Raw genomic sequence first — 17721 nt, forward strand, 5'->3', positions numbered from 1 at the left:
GGCCCAGTCATGACGGCTACGTCACACCGTAGAGAGTTCTTGTGTTGTGTCAGAGCGACTTCGGGAAATTTGATGCACTCGCCCGAACGCACGAACACCCGCCACGACACCGGGATTCGGCGTCGGGCGGGTGTTCGCAGCTATCGCGAGGCTACAGTGTGACCGGCTTGAACGACGGCCGCTTCGCCTCGTACGCGTCGATCGCATCCGTCTGCCGCAGGGTGAGACCGATGTCGTCGAGGCCTTCCATCAGCCGCCAGCGTGTGTAGTCGTCCACCTGGATCGGGACCACGAGGTCGCCCGCGGTGGCCGTCATGTCCTCGAGACTGACGGTCACCTCGAGGCCCGGTTCGGCGTCGAGACGCTTCCACAGCAGTTCGACGTCGGCCTGCTCCACCTGCGCGGCGACGAGTCCGGCCTTGCCCGAGTTGCCGCGGAAGATGTCGGCGAAACGCGACGAGACGACCACGCGGAAGCCGAAGTCCATGAGTGCCCAGACTGCGTGCTCGCGGGAGCTGCCGGTGCCGAAGTCGGGTCCGGCCACCAGGACCGACCCGTTCGACCACGGCTCGTTGTTCAGGATGAATCCGGGATCGGCGCGCCATCCGGCGAACAGTCCGTCCTCGAAGCCCGTGCGGGTGACGCGCTTGAGGTAGACGGCGGGGATGATCTGATCGGTGTCGACGTTGCTGCGCTGCAGCGGGACGCCGACGCCGGTGTGGGTGATGAACGGTTCCATGTCAGTCCTCCTCAGACCAGATCCGCGGGAGCGGCCAGGGTGCCGCGCACGGCGGTCGCCGCGGCGACGGCGGGCGACACCAGGTGGGTGCGTCCGCCCTTGCCCTGACGCCCCTCGAAGTTGCGGTTGGACGTCGACGCGCAGCGCTCGCCCGCCGACAGTTGGTCGGGGTTCATGCCGAGGCACATCGAGCAGCCCGCCATCCGCCATTCCGCGCCGGCCTTGGTGAAGATCTCGCCGAGCCCCTCGTCGTCGGCCTGCGCCCGCACCTTCATCGAGCCGGGGACGATGAGCATGCGCATGCCCTCGGCCACGGTGCGTCCGTCGAGGATCTCGGCGACCGCGCGCAGGTCCTCGATGCGACCGTTGGTGCACGAGCCGACGAACACGGTGTCGACCTTGACCTCGCGCAGCGGAGTGCCGGGCGTCAGGCCCATGTACTCGATGGCGCGGGCCGCGGCCAGCGACTCCGTCTCGTCGACGATGTCGGCGGGATCCGGGATGCTGGCGCCGAGCGGCAGGCCCTGACCCGGGTTGGTCCCCCACGTCACGAACGGGGTGAGTTCGGACGCGTTGATGTGGACCTCGCGGTCGAAGACGGCGTCGTCGTCGGTCCGCAGGCCGCGCCAGTACTCGACCGCGGCGTCCCAGTCGTCGCCCTGCGGCGCGTGCGGGCGACCCTTCAGGTAGTCGAAGGTGATGTCGTCGGGGGCGATCATGCCCGCGCGGGCTCCCGCTTCGATGGACATGTTGCACATGGTCATGCGCGCTTCCATCGACAGCTTCTCGATCGCCGGTCCTCGATACTCCAGGACGTGCCCCTGGCCGCCGCCGGTGCCGATCTCGGCGATGACCGCCAGGATCAGATCCTTGCTCGTCACACCGTCGGGCAGCTCGCCGTCGACGGTGATCGCCATCGTCCGGAACGGTCGCAGCGACAGCGTCTGCGTCGCCATCACATGCTCAACCTCGGAGGTGCCGATGCCCATCGCGAGCGCGCCGAACGCGCCGTGTGTGGAGGTGTGGCTGTCGCCGCAGACCACCGTCATGCCGGGCTGCGTGAGGCCCAGCTGCGGTCCGACGACGTGCACGATGCCCTGTTCGGCGTCGCCCATCGGGTGCAGGCGGACACCGAACTCCTCGCAGTTGCGGCGCAGCGTCTCCACCTGCAGCGCCGACACCTGATCGGCGATCGGGCTGAAGATGTCGACCGTGGGGACGTTGTGGTCCTCGGTCGCGATCGTCAGGTCGGGGCGACGGAGCTTGCGTCCGGCCACCCGGAGCCCGTCGAAGGCCTGCGGGCTCGTCACCTCGTGCACCAGGTGCAGATCGATGTAGATCAGATCGGGGTTGGTGTTGCCGCTCGCGTCGACCTCGCCCGGGACGACGACGTGGTCGTCCCACACCTTCTCGGCCAGGGTCCGCGGCTTGGCAGTCGTGTCATTCATGCGCCACTTGCCTCTCCAAACGCCTCCGGGGGCTGCCGTCAGCATTTGATCTCAGTATTTGGACAGCTAGTATCGTCCTATGGGAAAGGATAGCGGAATCGGCGTGCTCGACAAATCTGTCGCGGTCCTGACGACCGTCGCGGCCGCGCCACGCAATCTCAACGAGCTCTGCGAGGCCACCGGACTGCCGCGCGCAACGGCGCACCGCCTCGCCGTCGGACTCGAAGTACACGAGCTGCTGACCCGCGACGACACGGGTCGCTGGACGCCGGGACCTGCGCTGGCCCGGCTCGCCGCGACGGCCCGAGACGACGTCCGTGAGGCGGCGCTCCTCGTCCTGCCTCGGCTGCAGGAGGCCACCGGCGAGTCGGTCCAGTTGTACCGCAGGGAGGGTTCCGAACGAGTCTGCATCGCGGCGTCCGAGCCGCCGACCGGCCTGCGCGACACCGTCCCGGTCGGCACGCGCTTCACGATGGCCGCGGGATCGGCGGCGAAGGTCCTCGCGGCCTGGGCCGAACCCGACCTCCGGGCGGCGTTGGTCCCCGATTCCGCGTACACCGAGCGATCGCTCGCGGAGATCCGACGCCGAGGCTGGGCGCAGAGCGCGGCCGAACGCATCGAGGGGGTCGCCAGTGCGTCCGCTCCCGTCCGTGACTCGTCCGGCGCCGTCGTCGCCGCCGTCTCCATCTCCGGTCCCATCGGACGGCTCGGGCGTCGGCCCGGCGAGCGTTTCGCGCCCGAGTTGATCCGAGCGGCGGACGCCATCAGCGCCCGACTGTGACGTCCGCTACGGTTCGAGAATGGGAACAAAGCAGCGCTCACAGATCGTGATGAGCGACGACGAGATCGCCTCGTTCATCGCGCAGCACCGCACCGCCAACCTCGCCACCCACGGCCGAGACGGCATCCACCTCCTCGCGATGTGGTACGCCGTGATCGACGGTGAACTCTGGTTCGAGACCAAGGCCAAGTCGCAGAAGATCGTCAATCTCCGCCGTGATCCGCGCGCGACCGCCCTCATCGAGGACGGTCTCACCTACGACGCGTTGCGCGGCGTCAGCATCGAGGGCGCCGTCGAGATCCACGACGACCCCGACACCTGCCTGAAGGTCGGCATCAACGTCTGGGAACGCTACAACGGCCCGTACACCGACGATCTCAAGCCAGCCGTCGAAGCCATGATGAACAAGCGCGTCGCCGTCCGCCTCGTGCCCACCCGCATCCGCTCCTGGGATCACGGCAAACTCGGTCTCCCCGCCCTCCCCCTCGGCGGCACCACCGCGGAGTTCTACAGCTGACCCATCCCAAACGCGAGTCCGCTCCCCTCGTCGACATCCGCTCCCCTCCCGAAGTGAGCGGATGTCGACGAAGTGAGCGAACTGCTCCACATACGAATGAAGACCCGGACCAAATGGTCCGGGTCTTCATTTCTCTGTAGCCCCGACGGGATTCGAACCCGCGCTACCGCCTTGAGAGGGCGGCGTCCTAGGCCGCTAGACGACGGGGCCCTAGAACAACATTTTCAGTTGTGACACACGCTGATCCACTATACACGATCGTGAACTTTGCGAATATCGCTGGGGTACCAGGACTCGAACCTAGAATGGCGGTACCAGAAACCGCTGTGTTGCCAATTACACCATACCCCAAGGGTTTGATCCGATCGTCGCCGGGCGCTTGGCGTCCGGCTCCTCTCGGGCCGTGGAGTACATTACCAACAACCCCACCCCAAACCACAAATCGACTGGTCAGACGGCCTTTTCGGCGACCTGTCGGGCGAGCGTCAGGCGTGCGAGGGTCTTCTCGCGGCCGAGCAGCTCCATCGACTCGTACAGCGGCGGGCTCACCGCGGCGCCCGTGACGCCCACGCGGACCGGTCCGAACGCCTTGCGCGGCTTGAGCTCCAGACCGTCGATCAGAGCGGCCTTGAGCGCACCCTCCAGCGTCGGGGTGTCCCACTGCTCCACGGACTCACAGGCGGCGATCGTCGCGTCGAGGACGGCCACCGCGTCGGCGCCGAGATTCTTGGCCGCGGCCTTCTCGTCGAACGCGAAATCGGCGTCGTCGATGTACAGGAACTCGATCAGACCCCACGCATCGCCGAGCACCTGGATTCGCGTCTGCACGAGATCGGCGACGACGGCGAACTGCGCGTCGTCGATCGGCTCGACCAGGTCGCCGCGGGCGACGAGGAAGGCGCGCAGGCGCGCCGCGAAATCGGCGGGCTCGAGACGACGGATGTGCTCGGCGTTGATCGAGTCGGCCTTCTTCTGGTCGAAGCGCGCCGGATTCGAGTTGACGTTGGCGACGTCGAACGCCTCGGTCATCTGATCGAGGGTGAAGATGTCCTCGTCGCTCGAGAAGCCCCAGCCGAGCAGTGCGAGGTAGTTCAGCAGCCCCTCGGGGATGAAGCCGCGGTCCCGGTGATGGAAGAGGTTCGACTCCGGGTCGCGCTTGGACAGCTTCTTGTTGCCCTCGCCCATCACGAACGGCAGGTGCGCGAACTCGGGCACGAGGTCGGCCACGCCGAGGCGGATCAGGGCCTGGTACAGGGCGATCTGACGCGGCGTCGACGACAGCAGATCCTCACCACGCAGCACGTGTGTGATCTTCATCAGCGCGTCGTCGACCGGGTTGACCAGCGTGTACAGCGGGTCTCCGTTCGCTCGGGTGAGCGCGAAGTCGGGCACCGTCCCGGCCTTGATCGTGGTGGTGCCGCGGACCAGGTCGTCCCATGCGATGTCCTCGTCGGGCATCCGGAGGCGGACGACGGGACTGCGACCCTCCGCGACGTAGGCGGCGCGCTGCTCATCGGTCAGGTCGCGGTCGAAGTTGTCGTAGCCGAGCTTCGGGTTGCGTCCCGCCGCGAGGTGGCGCGCCTCCACCTCCTCGGGAGTCGAGAACGCCTCGTACGCCTCACCCGCCTCCAGGAGCTTCGCGACGACGTCGAGGTGCAGCTGCTTGCGCTCGGACTGCCGGTACGGCGCGTACGGGCCGCCGACCTCGGGGCCCTCGTCCCATTCGAGCCCGAGCCAGCGCAGGGCGTCCAGGATCGCGTCGTACGACTCCTGGCTGTCCCGCGCGGCGTCGGTGTCCTCGATGCGGAAGACGAACGTGCCGCCCGTGTGACGGGCCTGCGCGAAGTTGAAGAGCGCCGTCCGAGCGAGCCCGACATGCGGGGTTCCGGTGGGTGACGGACAGAATCGGACGCGAACGTTTTCACCGGTGGTCATGCAGGTCAGCCTATGTCATCAGGCCGCGGGCCCGCTTACCAGGTCGCCGGATCATTGACTTAGTTGTTCTAGTTGAACTAGAACTATCTCATGCTCGTCCACATCGACCCCGCCAGCGACGCACCGATCTTCGAACAGATCGCGGCGAGCATCCGCGCCGACGTCGTGAGCGGACGCTCCCACCCCGGGGACCGCCTGCCCGCCGCCCGACAGCTCGCCGACGCCCTCGACGTGAACACCCACACCGTGCTGCACGCCTACCAGGCGTTGCGGGACGAAGGGCTCGTCGAACTGCGACGGGGCCGCGGGGCCGTCCTCACCGACGCCGCGGGAGCCCTCGGCGACGTCCGCGAGGACATCGTGGCTCTCGCCGCCAAGGCCGCGGCCGCCGGAATCACCCCCGAGACCCTGTCCGCGCTCATCAAGGAGGCCATCCATGCCCAGTACTGACCATGCCCGCCGCACCCGCGCCTATCTCGCCGGCGGCCTCGGCGTCCCGATCGTCGCGACCCTCGCGGCGATCGCCGTCCAGACACTGTCGACGCCGCCGTCGACGCGGATCGGCGTCCATTGGAATCTGCACGGCGACGTCGACCGATGGGCGGCGGCGTGGACCGTCCTCGTCGCCACCCTCATCGCCGGGCTGGCGCCCGCGGGTCTCGCCGTCGCCAACTACCTGCCGCTGCGCGACGGCACCCCCGGACAGTTCTTCCGCTGGGTGTCGACGACGGCCGCGAGCCTGTCCGTCTCCCTCACGGTCCTGCTGACGGGCGTGGTGATCGCGCAGACAGACGGCGCGGCGCCGTCGCCGATGGTCCTCGTCGCCGTCGCCGCCGCCTGCGGGTCGATCACCGCCGCGATCGCCTGGACACTCCAGCCGAACGACCTCGCCCCCGCCGAAGCTCCCCGCCACGTCGAGCCGATCGCGATCGGAGCCGGAGACCGAGTGGCGTGGCTGCGCACGCAGACCTCGAGTCGCGGGCTCCTCGCGCTCACCTGGCTGATCGCCGGACTCTCGATCGGGACCGCAGTCGTCGGCTGGGCCTGCGGACTCCCCATGACCGCCGTGTGGGCGAGCGCCGTCGCATCGCTCATCGTGGTCCTCGCCCTGACCTCGTCACTGTCGTTCCACGTCCGGGTCGACGCGTCGGGATTGACGATCCGGTCGATCGCCGGATTCCCGCGGTGGCACGTCGCGGCGGCCGACATCACCGACGTGCGAGTGATCTCGGTGCGGGCCATCGGTCAGTTCGGCGGCTACGGCGTCCGGCTGGCGAATGGGCGGACCGGCGTGATCCTCCGCTCCGGCGAGGCACTGGAGGTGCACCGTCGCACGGGTCGATCGATCGTCCTCACCGTCGACGATGCGGCCACCGCCGCCGCCGTGCTCACGGCAGTCGGCTCGGCCGGCTCTCGGCCCTGAGAGTGTCAGCGCTGAGAGTCGAGATACCCGACGAGGAGCGCGTTCACCGCGTCCGGCCGTTCCAGGTAGCCGAAGTGACCGGCATCCGGGATCTCCTCGTACCGCGATCCGGGAATCGCATCGGCCACCTCACGAGCCAGGTGGACCGGCAGCGTCCGGTCGTCGGCGAACCCGACGACCAGCGACGGCCGAGAGATCGCCCGATAGGCGGCCAGGCGGTTCTCGTCCCGCTCGGGGAGGCTCAGCTGCGCCCGCACGCCCGGCGTGGACGACTGGCCGCCGAACCCGATGATGTCGAGCCAGTCACGCGCGGACCGGTCGTCGGCCAGCGTCGTCGGCGACAGGTTCATATGCGCCGTGACGGCGGCGAAGAACGGCGCGGGCAGGTCCCGACCGGCGTCCAACAGCGCGATCTCGCCCTCGTTGTACGCCTTGAGCAGCGGCGTGGTCCGGCCGTACGTTCCGAGCATCACCGCGGCGCGAACGAGGTCGGGCCGCGCCAGCGTCAACTCCTGCGTTATTCGGCCGCCGAGCGACGTCCCGACCACGAAGGCCGGTCCGCCGAAGTGCTCGATGACGGCCGCGGTGTCGGCGACCATGTCGGCGAGGGTGAAACCCGATGCGCACTCGCTCGACGGAGCGATGCCCCGGTTGTCGAAGGTGACGACCCGGTACCCGGCCTTGATCAGGGCGGGCTGCTGGTTGGCGTGCCACACACGGCCGGGGCTTCCGGTGCCCATCACCATGACGACGAGCGGGCCGTCGCCCGCGGCCGTGCACGACAGGATCGCGTCGCCGTTGCGGACCTCGACCGGTGCGACGCGACCGGGGCGGGTCACTTGTCGATCACCGGGTTGCTGAGCGTGCCGATACCCTCGACCGTCACCGACACCGTCTGCCCTGCGGTCATCGGGCCGATGCCCTCGGGCGTGCCGGTCAGGATCACGTCGCCCGGCAGCAGGGTCATCACGCGCGAGACCCATTCGACGATCTCACCGACGGAATGCAGCATCGACGACGTGCGGCTCGACTGCTTGGTCTGGCCGTCGAGTTCGGTGCGGATCGCGACGTCGGACGGGTCGAAGTCGGTGACGATCCACGGGCCGAGCGGGCAGAACGTGTCGTACCCCTTGGCTCGCGCCCACTGGCCGTCGATCGCCTGCTGATCCCGTGCGGTCACGTCGTTGGCGACCGTGTAGCCGAGGATCACGTCCTTCGCCTTGGCGGCGGGCACGTCCTTGCAGGGGCGGCCGATCACGATGGCGAGTTCGCCCTCGAAGTCGACGCGGTCGGACGACGGCGGCCGCACGATCGGCACGTTCGGACCGATGATCGACGTGTTGGGCTTGATGAAGATCACCGGGTCCGCGGGAGCCTCCGACCCCATCTCGGCCGCGTGCGCCGCGTAGTTCTTGCCGATCGCGATGATCTTCGACGCCAGGATCGGCGCGAGGACGCGCGTGTCCGAGAGCTTCCACGTGCGCCCGGTGAACGTGGGATCGCCGAACGGGTGCTCCGCGATCTCCCGGGCCGTCTCCTGGCCCTCTTCTCCTTCGATGGCGACGAATGCGACGCCGTCCGGACTTGCGACACGACCCAGTTTCATACCCCGAAGGTTAACGCACCCGATTTCGTGTTCTAGAATATGAAACGATAGTTCCACTATTTGAGATTCAGAGCGAGGTGTTCAGATGACCGAGACCATGTCAGCGACCCGACGGTGGACGATGCTCGTCTGTTCGCTCGTCGCCGCAATGACGACCACCTGCGCCACCGCCGGAGTCGCGTACGTGATCCCCGTCCTGCACCGGGACCACGGGATGTCGCTGACCGACGCGGCCACCCTCGCCGCCGTGCCGACCATCGGCCTGACGTTGACGATCATCGCCTGGGGGGCCGCGCTCGACAGGTTCGGCGAGCGGCGCGTTCTGCTCGCGTCGTTGGCCGTGACACTGGCCGGCACCGCCGGAGCCCTGATCGTCGCCGCCGTCGGCGGCGGGTTCTCGGCCCTCGTGATCCCACTGCTGATCGGGGGTCTGGGATCGGGCGCCGCGAACGGCGCGAGCGGGCGGATCGTCGTCGGATGGTTCCCCGCCGATCAACGCGGAACCGCGATGGGCGTGCGGCAGATGGCCCAGCCGCTCGGCATCGGCGTGTGTGCGTTGACGATGCCCGTCTTCGCCGACAGGTGGGGCCTGGCCGCCGCCTTCACGGTACCCGTCGCGGTGACCGTCGTCGGGTTCGTCGCGGTGGCCGCGGCGGTCGTCGATCCGCCCCACCCGGCGAGCTCGGCAGCGGCGATCTCGGGGAACCCGTACCGCGGGTCCCGCTTCCTGCAGCGCGTCCACGCCGTCAGCGTTCTGCTCGTGATCCCGCAGTCGATGCTGTGGACGTTCGTCCCGGCGTGGCTGATCGTCGGACACGGCTGGTCGGCGTTCGGCGCGGGCGCACTCGTCACGGCGACACAGGTGACCGGCGCATTCGGCCGGATCGCCGCCGGTCGCCTGTCCGACGTCATGGGATCCCGCATGCGACCCGTCCGCTGGATCGCCGTCGCCGCGGGAGCGACCACCGCACTGCTCGCGTTGACCGATTGGATCGGCAGCCCGGTCGCGGCTGCCGTCATGGTGGTCGCGTCCATCAGCACCGTCGCCGACAACGGTCTGGCGTTCACCGCGATCGCCGAGTTCGCCGGACCGTCGTGGAGCGGCCGCAGCCTCGGTGTCCAGAACACCGCGCAATACGTCACCACCGCGGCCACCACTCCCCTGTTCGGCGGCGTCATCGAGGCCGCGGGCTATCCGGCGGCCTTCGCCGTCGCCGCCGTCGCGCCACTGATCGCCATCGGGCTGGTTCCACGCGACGCCGTGCGCGGCCGCGAGGAGCCGGTTGCCGTCGACGAGCCTTAGGTTGGCCTGCGACTCAGCTTCAAAGACGCTCGGACAGCACGAGGAACTCGACCCCGCGTCGTTCCCTTGCGTCTCGCTGAGTGGACTCCCCTGGCAGTCGACAATGTTCGCGTCTCAATGAGGCACCTGCCAAAGCACGAACAAACAAAAGGACCGCACCGACAGCAAACCGGTGCGGTCCTTCGTTGAATCCGATCAGACGAGCGCGAGGATGCGGTCGCCCACCTCGGTGGTGGAACCGCGCGTCTCACCGCGGGAGGCGACGTCGGACGCGACGGCCGCCTCGACGCGAGCGGCGCCCTCGTCGTCGCCGAGGTGACGCAGGAGCAGCGCGACGGACAGGATGGCCGCGGTCGGGTCGGCGATGTTCTGGCCCGCGATGTCCGGGGCGCTGCCGTGGACCGGTTCGAACATCGACGGGTTGACGCGATTCGCGTCGATGTTGCCCGATGCCGCGAGTCCGATGCCGCCCGACACCGCTGCCGCGAGGTCGGTGATGATGTCGCCGAAGAGGTTGTCGGTGACGATCACGTCGAAGCGGCCCGGGTCGGTGACCATGAAGATCGTCGCCGCATCGATGTGCAGGTAGTCGGTGACGACGTCGGGGAACTCCCGACCGACCTCATCGACGGTCCGCGCCCACATGGAACCGGCGAACGTCAGCACGTTGGTCTTGTGGACCAGCGTGAGCTTCTTGCCGCGAGCCTGAGCACGGGCGAAGGCGTCGCGGACGACGCGCTCGATGCCGAAGCGGGTGTTGACGCTGACCTCGGTGGCGACCTCGTTCGGCGTGCCGACGCGGATCGCGCCGCCGTTGCCGGTGTACGGGCCCTCGGTGCCTTCGCGGACGACGATGAAGTCGATCGTCGGGTCGCCCGCCAGCGGGGATTTCACACCGTCGAAGAGGATCGACGGCCGCAGGTTCACGTGGTGATCCAGGATGAAGCGGAGCTTCAGCAGGAACCCGCGCTCGAGGACGCCCGACGGGACCGACGGGTCGCCGATCGCTCCGAGGAGGATCGCGTCGTGCTCACGGAGCGAGGCGACGTCCTCGTCCGTGAGGAGTTCGCCGGTCGCGTGGTAGCGGCGGGCGCCGAAGTCGTACTCGGTTGTCGTCACGTCGGGATGCAGCTTACGCAGCACCTTCAGCGCCTGTGCGGTGACCTCGGGGCCGATTCCGTCACCGCCGATGACTGCCAGTTTCAGGGGCGAGCGAAGCGACGGGGAATTGCTCACGAGAGGTCCACCTGCTTGATGAGGGTCGCGGAGACGGCGTCGCCGATGGAGGCGAGGAGCGCGTCGTCGAGCTCGCGGTCCACGCGGAGGAGCATGGTCGCCCCCTCACCGTCGGCGTCCTGTGCGAGTGCCGCGGCGACGATGTCGACGCCGCCGTCGCCCAGGAGCGAACCGATCTTGCCGAGCGAGCCCGGCTGATCCGCGTAGCTGACAAGCAGGTTGCGGCCTTCGGCACGCAGGTCGAGGTTGCGACCGTTGACGTTGACGATCTTCTGGACCTGACGCGGGCCGGTCAGGGTGCCCGCGACGTTGACGGTGCTGCCGTCGGCGAACACGGCCTTCACGTCCACCTGACTGCGGTGGTTGGGGCTCTCCGACTCGGTGATCACCTCGTGGCTGACGCCGCGCTCGCTCGCCACGGCGGGCGCGTTGACGAAGGTGACCGGCTCGTCGACGACTGCGGAGAAGAGGCCGCGGACGGCCGAGAGGCCGAGGACGTCGACGGGGCTCGCGGCGAGTTCGCCGCGGACCTCGACGGTCAGGTTGGTGGGCATGCCGCCCGCGACGACGCCCGCGAGGACGCCGAGCTTGCGGGACAGTTCCAGCCACGGGGCGACCTCGTCGTCGACCGGTCCGCCGGTGATGTTGACGGCGTCGGGGACGAAGTGGCCCGCGAGCGCGAGCTGGACGCTCTTGGCGACGTCGGTGCCCGCGCGGTCCTGGGCCTCGGCGGTCGATGCGCCCAGGTGCGGGGTGACGACGACCTGGGGCAGCTCGAACAGCGGCGAGTCGGTGCACGGCTCGGTGTCGAAGACGTCGAGGCCCGCGCCGCGGACGCGGCCTTCGGTGATGGCGTCGGCGAGCGCCTGCTCGTCGATCAGTCCGCCACGCGCGGCGTTGACGATGATGACGTCCTTCTTCACCTTCGCGAGCTGCTCGGCGCCGATGAGACCCGCGGTCTCCTTAGTCTTCGGCAGATGGATGGTGATGAAGTCGGCGCGCTCGAGGAGTTCGTCGAGGGTGACCAGTTCGATGCCGAGCTGTGCGGCGCGGGCAGCGGACACGTAGGGGTCGTACGCGATGATGTGCGTCTCGAACGCGGCGAGGCGGGCGGCCGCGAGCTGACCGATGCGGCCGAGGCCGACGACGCCGACGGTCTTGTCGAAGAGTTCGACGCCGGAGAACGACGAACGCTTCCAGGTGTGCTCGCGCAGCGTCGCGTCGGCCGCGGGCACCTGACGTGCGGTCGACATGAGCAGCGCGACGGCGTGCTCGGCTGCCGAGTGGATGTTGGAGGTCGGCGCGTTGACGACCATGACGCCGCGCGCGGTGGCGGCGGGGACGTCGACGTTGTCGAGGCCGACGCCCGCGCGGGCGATGATCTTCAGCTTCTTGCCCGCGTCGAGGACCTCGGCGTCGACGGTCGTCGCCGAGCGGACCAGGATGGCGTCGGCGTCGACGACGGCCTCGAGGAGCTTCGGGCGGTCCGGGCCGTCGACCCAGCGGACCTCGACGTCGCCGCCGAGTGCTTCCACGGTCGAGGGGGCGAGCTTGTCGGCGATCAGGACGACTGGGCGGCCGGCATCGGTCACAGTGTTCTCCAGAGTGTCGGGGTGCGGCATCGTCGATCCGATGTCACGCGTCGGTTCAGCAGTCCCGATTCTAGAGGCCGAGGGCGGTGTGCTCACACCCGCCCATCTGCGATTGTGGCGGCGGCCACGCCGCACAGGTACATTGCGATCGGCGTATCGATTTTGTCACGACCAACCCGCTGTCCGTTTCTGGCCTGGGGTTATGTCGGTGGGTGTGCCTATTGTGGGGAGGGTCTGCGGCGCGCCGTGGGGATCTTTCGTTTCAAGGACGTGCGTTTCAAGAACGTGAGTGGAGTGAAAATGAAGAAGCTGATGGTGGTTCTCGCCGTCGTGGCGGCGATGGTGTCGTCACTCATCGGTGTCGGCGCTGCCGACGCCGCGCCCCGTGTGCCGCTTGGTGGCGGCTCGGGCATCTTGGTCTTGAAGGGCGGCAATACCGCTGCGGCGTGCACGGTGACGATGGTGGGTCGTCCGACGTCGGGCGCGCATCGCGGTGAGCTCATCGCGGTGACCGCCGGTCATTGCGGCAAGCCGGGTCAGCGGGTGTTCTCGGAGCGTTTCCAGCAGCGCGGTCAGATCGGCACGATCGTGTACAGCGCGTCCGACGTCGACGTCGCGATCATCCGTCTCGACGCGTCGAAGGTCGCTCCGACGCGCACGGTCGACGGTGTGACGATCCGTTCGATCGACACCCGTCCGGTGGCATTCCCGACCGTTCTGTGCAAGACCGGTCGTACGACGGGCAAGACGTGCGGCGTCACCTGGTTCTCGGATGGTCAGAGCCACTTCAGCCAGATGTGCGTGATCGAAGGCGATTCGGGCAGCCCGGTCGTCGTCGGCAACCGCCTGGTCGGCATGGTGAACGCGTACTACTTCCTCTCGTGCGTCGGTCCGGAGACCGGTACGAGCAGCAAGACGATCCTGACCCGCCTGACCCGCCAGGGCTACGGCAACGTCAAGGTCGCGTAGCACCCAGCGAATGCGAAAGCGGGCGGGCCCTCGACACGAGGACCCGCCCGCTTTTCTCGTCTCTCAGGCCGAGGCCCCTTCGACGGCCGCGCGGAGCGCGGTCTCCGTCTGACGCACGGCACCGCCGACGACGGGTTCGATGAGGGAGCCGAGGGCGCGGCCCGCCAGTCCTCCGGGGAGTTGGTAGTCGAAGTTGACGTCGACGGTGGTGGTTCCGTCGTCGGCGTCGGCGAATCGCCAGCCGGTCTGGACGTCGAACCCTGCGATGGAGGTGAGGACGACGACGCGTCCCGCTTCCCATTCGGTGACGCGGAGGGTCGATTTGAGGTTCTTGGGTCCGATCTTCATGGTGGCGTCGTAGGTCGCGCCGAGGCCGGAGGTCTGGTCGGTGACGGGTTCGAAGCGGGTGACGCCGAACATCCATTGGGGGACGTTGCGGTAGTCGTCGACGTAGGCGAAGACGTCGTCGCGCGGAGTGTCGGTCGTGACGGTGTGGCGGACGCCGGGCATGTGGTCTCCTGGTTCGGGCGGTCGTCGATCAGGAAAGCTCTTGTTCCTGATGTTATGCAGACCACAATGCCATGACTCGATGGCACAGTCGACGTCGGGGTGCAGTCACCCGGCGAATCTCCAGCCACCTCGGGCGCGGTCAGATGCACCGACCGTCGCGCTCGACGAGCGATCCGTCGCGGAGCCGGGCGAGCACTCGATCGTCCGACAGTTCGGAGCGCGCTTCCGGGTGACGCCAGTAGAAGTCGACGAGCCAGAACGTAGCGCGGGCGCCGATCGTGAGATCGTCGGGGAAGATCACCAGACTCGGCTCGGCGCGGGATCCGGTCACGATGATCTTGAGTCGCCGCGCCCTGTCGCCTCGTCCGTCGTCGGGTGTCACACTGGTGATGTCGTCCCAGCGGATGTCCTGGACGCTTGTGAACGACTTGTCGACCGAGATCCTGGTCGGGGTGAGTCCCACCGTCCCACTGTCGAGGACCGAGAGGCGGAAGGCGACGTCGCGCACGATGGCGATCGCCGTCACCGTGCCGACCGCAGGGAACAGCATCCTTCGCCACACGTTCATGTCCGACCCGCCGGTGCGAAGCCATGCCTCGACGGACAGGGAAAGCGTCGCCGCCGCCACCAGCGCCGACATGACCGTTGCGGCCAGCGCCCACCCCCTAGGTGTGGCGAGGCGCAGTCCGTCCCGGCCTGGTGACGACGGAAGTCCGGCCGGAATGCCCGTCCCCTTCCTCGACGCCGAACGACGCACTATCGCCGCGACGGCGATGAGGATCGCCGGCCCTGCGAGCAGTCCGGCTCCGGCCTGGAACCAGCGGCCGATCACGACCCCTTCGACGCCGAGGACGATGCACGCAACTCCCACGGCGAAGGACACGACCCCGGCCGCCACGACACCCACACGAGCCGGCCTCGACCACGCGATCGGGTTCGGATAGTGGACCTGCGGATCCGCAGCCGTCACGATTCCCTCCATTTCAGGTTTGTCGGAATCATCCTCGCACCACCCATCGTGCCGGTCGGGGCCAGACGGTCGTTCGATGGAACGACGTCGTCGCCCGGCCGGGATACCGTTGCGCAGTCCACGGCTGTACGTCCGTCCGAAGAGAGCGATCCCGATGACCTACCCGTCGAACCCGAGCCCGTACGGCAATCCGCAGGCGAATCCGTTCCCCTACGGTGCCCCGGCGCCCCAGTGGCAGGGCGGGTACTCCCCCGGACCGCCGGTGTACACGGCCGTGTTCCGGAAGCAGACGGGCATGGTCATCATGGCGCAGACCACGCCGGTCCAGACGACGGGCACATATGCCGACATCCGGGCGGCCTTCTGGCGTGCGCAGACGCATTGCCTGATCTTCGGCTGGTGGGGAGTGTTGTCGCTGCTGGTCTACAACTGGGTGTCGTTGATCCAGAACACGAGTGAGCTGTCGCGGATCAAGCGCGCCGCACGTATGAACGGCGACGCCTGACCGATCAGGCCACCTCCACCGCCTCCGCGGCCCACCGTCATTGGATAGGCTCACCCGATGACAGCGATGTACGAGCGCACATCCGGTCGGATCACCATGGCAGAGCTTCCCGAACAGATGCGATCAGCGATCGCCGCGCACGCGGACGGACGCCAACTCGTCATCGATCCCGCATCACCCGTCTGGCTACATCACAGCGTGAACCGTCCGTCCTCGTCGGCTGTCGGACGGCTCCTCGGACGACGCGCGAACAGCGCCGACCCCGACGCCGAGCACGACGTCGCCGTGGTGCTGCATCGGACACATGTGCTGATCACGACGGCAGGCGCTCGACGCGGGGTCGCAGTCCTGTCGCTGCCACTCGTCCAGGCCTCCGTGTCGCCCGGTACCCGCGTGCAACTCCCCGGCGCCGACGTCGATGCCGGATTCTCGATCTCAGGCTTCCCCGGAGACGAGGGCCGCCCCGGCAGCTTCTTCATCGGCGTCGGCCCGGAGCCCGCAGGAACCGAATGTCAGGAAGCGATCCGGACGGCCGTCACCGCCGCCAAGAATCCCTGACCCGCTCCGCTCGACGGGGGCCTTTCCCCGTCGACCCCCGGATACGGAGGGCGCGATCACTCGACGGCGGCGCGGATCTTCGACTCGACGTGCTTGACCGCCTGATCGGCGAAGGGACCGATGAGACCGCCGAGGATCTTGCCTCCGAGGCCGCCGGGCAGGGTGAAGTCGAAGACGACGCTGAGCACCGAGGTGCCCGGCTCGTCACCGTCGCGGAACGACCATTCCGTGTTCGCGCCGAAACCGGAGACGGACTCGAGCTTGATCAACTCGTTCTCGACCCACTCGGTGCATTCGACCGTCGACTTGAGCTCCTTGGGACCGATCTTCAACGCCGCGGCGAACACCGACCCCTTACCGTGGTCGACATCGGTCGTCGGCTCGAAACTGGTGATGCCGAGCATGTACTCGGGGACGTTCTTGTAGTCGTCGACGTACGCGAACAGCTTGTCGCGGGGCGCTGTGGTGACGGCTTCGTGCCGGACTTCGGTCATCGCGATATCCCTCTTCCTCCAGTAGACGAGAGGATAGTAGCGAGAACGACGAACGGCCCCGCGTCCAGGAGTGGACGCGGGGCCGTTCGGGTCGTTCAGACTCAGGCGGTCTCGGTGATCGGGCGGTCGACCCAGCTCATCAGATCGCGGAGCTTCTTGCCGGTGACCTCGATCGGGTGCTCGGCGTTCGCCTTGCGGAGGCCCTCGAGTTCGGTGTTGCCGTTCTCGACGTTGGCGACGAGGCGACGGGTGAACTCGCCCGACTGGATGTCGGCGAGGATCGCCTTCATGCGCTCCTTGGTGTCGGCGTCGATGACGCGCGGGCCCGACAGGTAGCCGCCGAACTCAGCGGTGTCCGACACCGAGTAGTTCATGCGCGCGATGCCGCCCTCGTACATGAGGTCGACGATGAGCTTGAGCTCGTGCAGGACCTCGAAGTACGCCATCTCCGGCGCGTAGCCTGCCTCGACCATGACCTCGAAACCGGTCTTGACCAGTTCCTCGGTGCCGCCGCAGAGCACGGCCTGCTCGCCGAAGAGGTCCGTCTCGGTCTCTTCCTTGAACGTGGTCTTGATGATGCCCGCACGACCGCCGCCGATGGCGGAGGCGTAGCTCAGCGCGAGGGCCTGGCCCTCACCCGTCGGGTCCTGGTCGACGGCGATCAGGCAGGGCACGCCCTTGCCGTCGACGAACTGGCGGCGGACCAGGTGACCCGGGCCCTTCGGTGCGACCATCGCGACGGTGACGTCGGCCTGCGGCTTGATCAGGTCGAAGTGGATGTTCAGGCCGTGGCCGAAGAACAGCGCGTCGCCCGCCTTCAGGTTCGGCTCGATGTCGTTGGTGAAGATCGACGCCTGGCTGGTGTCGGGCGCCAGGACCATGATGACGTCGGCCCATGCGGACGCCTCGGCCGCGGTGAGGACCTTCAGGCCCTGCTCCTCTGCCTTGGCGCGCGAGGCCGAGCCCTCACGGAGGCCGAGGACGACGTCGACGCCCGAGTCGCGGAGCGACAGCGAGTGGGCGTGGCCCTGGCTGCCGTAGCCGATGACGGCGACCTTGCGGCCCTGGATGATCGACAGATCTGCGTCTGCGTCGTAGAACATCTCGACTGCCACAGTGTTTCCCTTCGAAAGGT

Annotated in this window: 19 protein-coding genes and 2 tRNA genes; 8 read left to right on the forward strand and 13 right to left on the reverse strand. The window is 68.1% G+C overall.

Annotated elements, in window-relative coordinates; all coding sequences use genetic code 11:
• Nucleotides 1-151: 151 nt before the first annotated feature.
• Together leuD and leuC are read right to left on the reverse strand one after the other, a co-directional pair.
• Nucleotides 152-739, reverse strand: coding sequence for a 3-isopropylmalate dehydratase small subunit (gene leuD / locus GYB83_RS20120; protein WP_161897081.1), 588 nt, complete (start codon nucleotides 737-739; stop codon nucleotides 152-154).
• Between the two features lie 11 nt (nucleotides 740-750).
• The gene (gene leuC, locus GYB83_RS20125; protein ID WP_161897082.1) at nucleotides 751-2187 is read right to left on the reverse strand and encodes a 3-isopropylmalate dehydratase large subunit; all 1437 of its coding nucleotides are present in this window, start codon (nucleotides 2185-2187) and stop codon (nucleotides 751-753) included.
• A gap of 79 nt (nucleotides 2188-2266) precedes the next feature.
• On the opposite strand from leuC, the gene GYB83_RS20130 reads away from it, so the two are divergent.
• The gene (locus GYB83_RS20130; RefSeq protein WP_161897083.1) at nucleotides 2267-2968 is read left to right on the forward strand and encodes an IclR family transcriptional regulator; all 702 of its coding nucleotides are present in this window, start codon (nucleotides 2267-2269) and stop codon (nucleotides 2966-2968) included.
• Between the two features lie 19 nt (nucleotides 2969-2987).
• Nucleotides 2988-3485 (forward strand): pyridoxamine 5'-phosphate oxidase family protein, encoded by a 498-nt coding sequence (locus GYB83_RS20135; RefSeq protein WP_161897084.1) that lies wholly within the window; start codon nucleotides 2988-2990, stop codon nucleotides 3483-3485.
• Nucleotides 3486-3622: 137 nt separating this feature from the next.
• Here GYB83_RS20135 and GYB83_RS20140 read toward each other — a convergent pair.
• From GYB83_RS20140 to gltX, 3 genes are all read right to left on the reverse strand, one after another.
• Nucleotides 3623-3695 (reverse strand) — tRNA-Glu (locus tag GYB83_RS20140).
• 69 nt (nucleotides 3696-3764) lie between these two features.
• Nucleotides 3765-3836, reverse strand: a tRNA-Gln gene (locus tag GYB83_RS20145).
• A 99-nt stretch (nucleotides 3837-3935) separates the two neighbouring features.
• The gene (gltX, locus tag GYB83_RS20150; protein WP_161897085.1) at nucleotides 3936-5420 is read right to left on the reverse strand and encodes a glutamate--tRNA ligase; all 1485 of its coding nucleotides are present in this window, start codon (nucleotides 5418-5420) and stop codon (nucleotides 3936-3938) included.
• A 90-nt stretch (nucleotides 5421-5510) separates the two neighbouring features.
• Here gltX and GYB83_RS20155 point away from each other — a divergent pair, with 90 nt between their 5' ends.
• Together GYB83_RS20155 and GYB83_RS20160 are read left to right on the forward strand one after the other, a co-directional pair.
• Complete coding sequence (locus GYB83_RS20155) at nucleotides 5511-5870, forward strand: GntR family transcriptional regulator (protein ID WP_161897086.1); 360 nt, start codon at nucleotides 5511-5513, stop codon at nucleotides 5868-5870.
• Complete coding sequence (locus GYB83_RS20160) at nucleotides 5857-6843, forward strand: hypothetical protein (RefSeq protein ID WP_161897087.1); 987 nt, start codon at nucleotides 5857-5859, stop codon at nucleotides 6841-6843. Before GYB83_RS20155 ends, GYB83_RS20160 begins: the two co-directional genes overlap by 14 nt.
• A gap of 5 nt (nucleotides 6844-6848) precedes the next feature.
• Here the strand turns inward: GYB83_RS20160 and GYB83_RS20165 are convergent, their stop codons facing one another.
• On the reverse strand, nucleotides 6849-7682 hold the full coding sequence (locus GYB83_RS20165) for an alpha/beta fold hydrolase (RefSeq protein ID WP_371865272.1): 834 nt from the start codon (nucleotides 7680-7682) through the stop codon (nucleotides 6849-6851).
• The gene (locus tag GYB83_RS20170; RefSeq protein ID WP_161897088.1) at nucleotides 7679-8449 is read right to left on the reverse strand and encodes a fumarylacetoacetate hydrolase family protein; all 771 of its coding nucleotides are present in this window, start codon (nucleotides 8447-8449) and stop codon (nucleotides 7679-7681) included. Before GYB83_RS20170 ends, GYB83_RS20165 begins: the two co-directional genes overlap by 4 nt.
• 85 nt (nucleotides 8450-8534) lie before the next feature.
• Between GYB83_RS20170 and GYB83_RS20175 the strand changes: the two genes are divergently transcribed.
• Nucleotides 8535-9752, forward strand: coding sequence for an MFS transporter (locus GYB83_RS20175; protein ID WP_161897089.1), 1218 nt, complete (start codon nucleotides 8535-8537; stop codon nucleotides 9750-9752).
• A 195-nt stretch (nucleotides 9753-9947) separates the two neighbouring features.
• On the opposite strand, the gene GYB83_RS20180 is transcribed toward GYB83_RS20175, so the two are convergent.
• Nucleotides 9948-10958, reverse strand: coding sequence for a 3-isopropylmalate dehydrogenase (locus GYB83_RS20180; protein WP_161897624.1), 1011 nt, complete (start codon nucleotides 10956-10958; stop codon nucleotides 9948-9950).
• Between the two features lie 26 nt (nucleotides 10959-10984).
• Nucleotides 10985-12580 carry a phosphoglycerate dehydrogenase gene (gene serA, locus GYB83_RS20185; RefSeq protein ID WP_161897090.1) on the reverse strand — a complete coding sequence of 532 codons (1596 nt, stop codon included), beginning with the start codon at nucleotides 12578-12580 and terminating at the stop codon, nucleotides 10985-10987.
• A gap of 300 nt (nucleotides 12581-12880) precedes the next feature.
• Here serA and GYB83_RS20190 point away from each other — a divergent pair, with 300 nt between their 5' ends.
• Complete coding sequence (locus GYB83_RS20190) at nucleotides 12881-13549, forward strand: trypsin-like serine protease (protein ID WP_161897091.1); 669 nt, start codon at nucleotides 12881-12883, stop codon at nucleotides 13547-13549.
• A 63-nt stretch (nucleotides 13550-13612) separates the two neighbouring features.
• Here the strand turns inward: GYB83_RS20190 and GYB83_RS20195 are convergent, their stop codons facing one another.
• Together GYB83_RS20195 and GYB83_RS20200 are read right to left on the reverse strand one after the other, a co-directional pair.
• Complete coding sequence (locus tag GYB83_RS20195) at nucleotides 13613-14059, reverse strand: SRPBCC family protein (RefSeq protein ID WP_161897092.1); 447 nt, start codon at nucleotides 14057-14059, stop codon at nucleotides 13613-13615.
• Nucleotides 14060-14198: 139 nt separating this feature from the next.
• Nucleotides 14199-15029, reverse strand: a complete 831-nt coding sequence (locus GYB83_RS20200; protein ID WP_161897093.1) for a hypothetical protein — start codon at nucleotides 15027-15029, stop codon at nucleotides 14199-14201.
• A 154-nt stretch (nucleotides 15030-15183) separates the two neighbouring features.
• On the opposite strand from GYB83_RS20200, the gene GYB83_RS23420 reads away from it, so the two are divergent.
• Complete coding sequence (locus GYB83_RS23420; protein WP_186349817.1) at nucleotides 15184-15534, forward strand: hypothetical protein; 351 nt, start codon at nucleotides 15184-15186, stop codon at nucleotides 15532-15534.
• Nucleotides 15535-15591: 57 nt separating this feature from the next.
• Nucleotides 15592-16092 carry a hypothetical protein gene (locus GYB83_RS20210; RefSeq protein ID WP_161897094.1) on the forward strand — a complete coding sequence of 167 codons (501 nt, stop codon included), beginning with the start codon at nucleotides 15592-15594 and terminating at the stop codon, nucleotides 16090-16092.
• A 56-nt stretch (nucleotides 16093-16148) separates the two neighbouring features.
• Here the strand turns inward: GYB83_RS20210 and GYB83_RS20215 are convergent, their stop codons facing one another.
• Together GYB83_RS20215 and ilvC are read right to left on the reverse strand one after the other, a co-directional pair.
• Entirely contained in the window at nucleotides 16149-16586 is a 438-nt protein-coding gene (locus tag GYB83_RS20215) for an SRPBCC family protein (protein ID WP_161897095.1), read from the reverse strand.
• A gap of 101 nt (nucleotides 16587-16687) precedes the next feature.
• Nucleotides 16688-17689 (reverse strand): ketol-acid reductoisomerase, encoded by a 1002-nt coding sequence (ilvC, locus tag GYB83_RS20220; RefSeq protein WP_186349872.1) that lies wholly within the window; start codon nucleotides 17687-17689, stop codon nucleotides 16688-16690.
• Between the last annotated feature and the right edge of the window lie 32 nt (nucleotides 17690-17721).

The sequence above is a fragment of the Gordonia spumicola genome, assembly GCF_009932475.1.
GTDB classification, from domain to species: Bacteria; Actinomycetota; Actinomycetes; order Mycobacteriales; family Mycobacteriaceae; genus Gordonia; species Gordonia spumicola.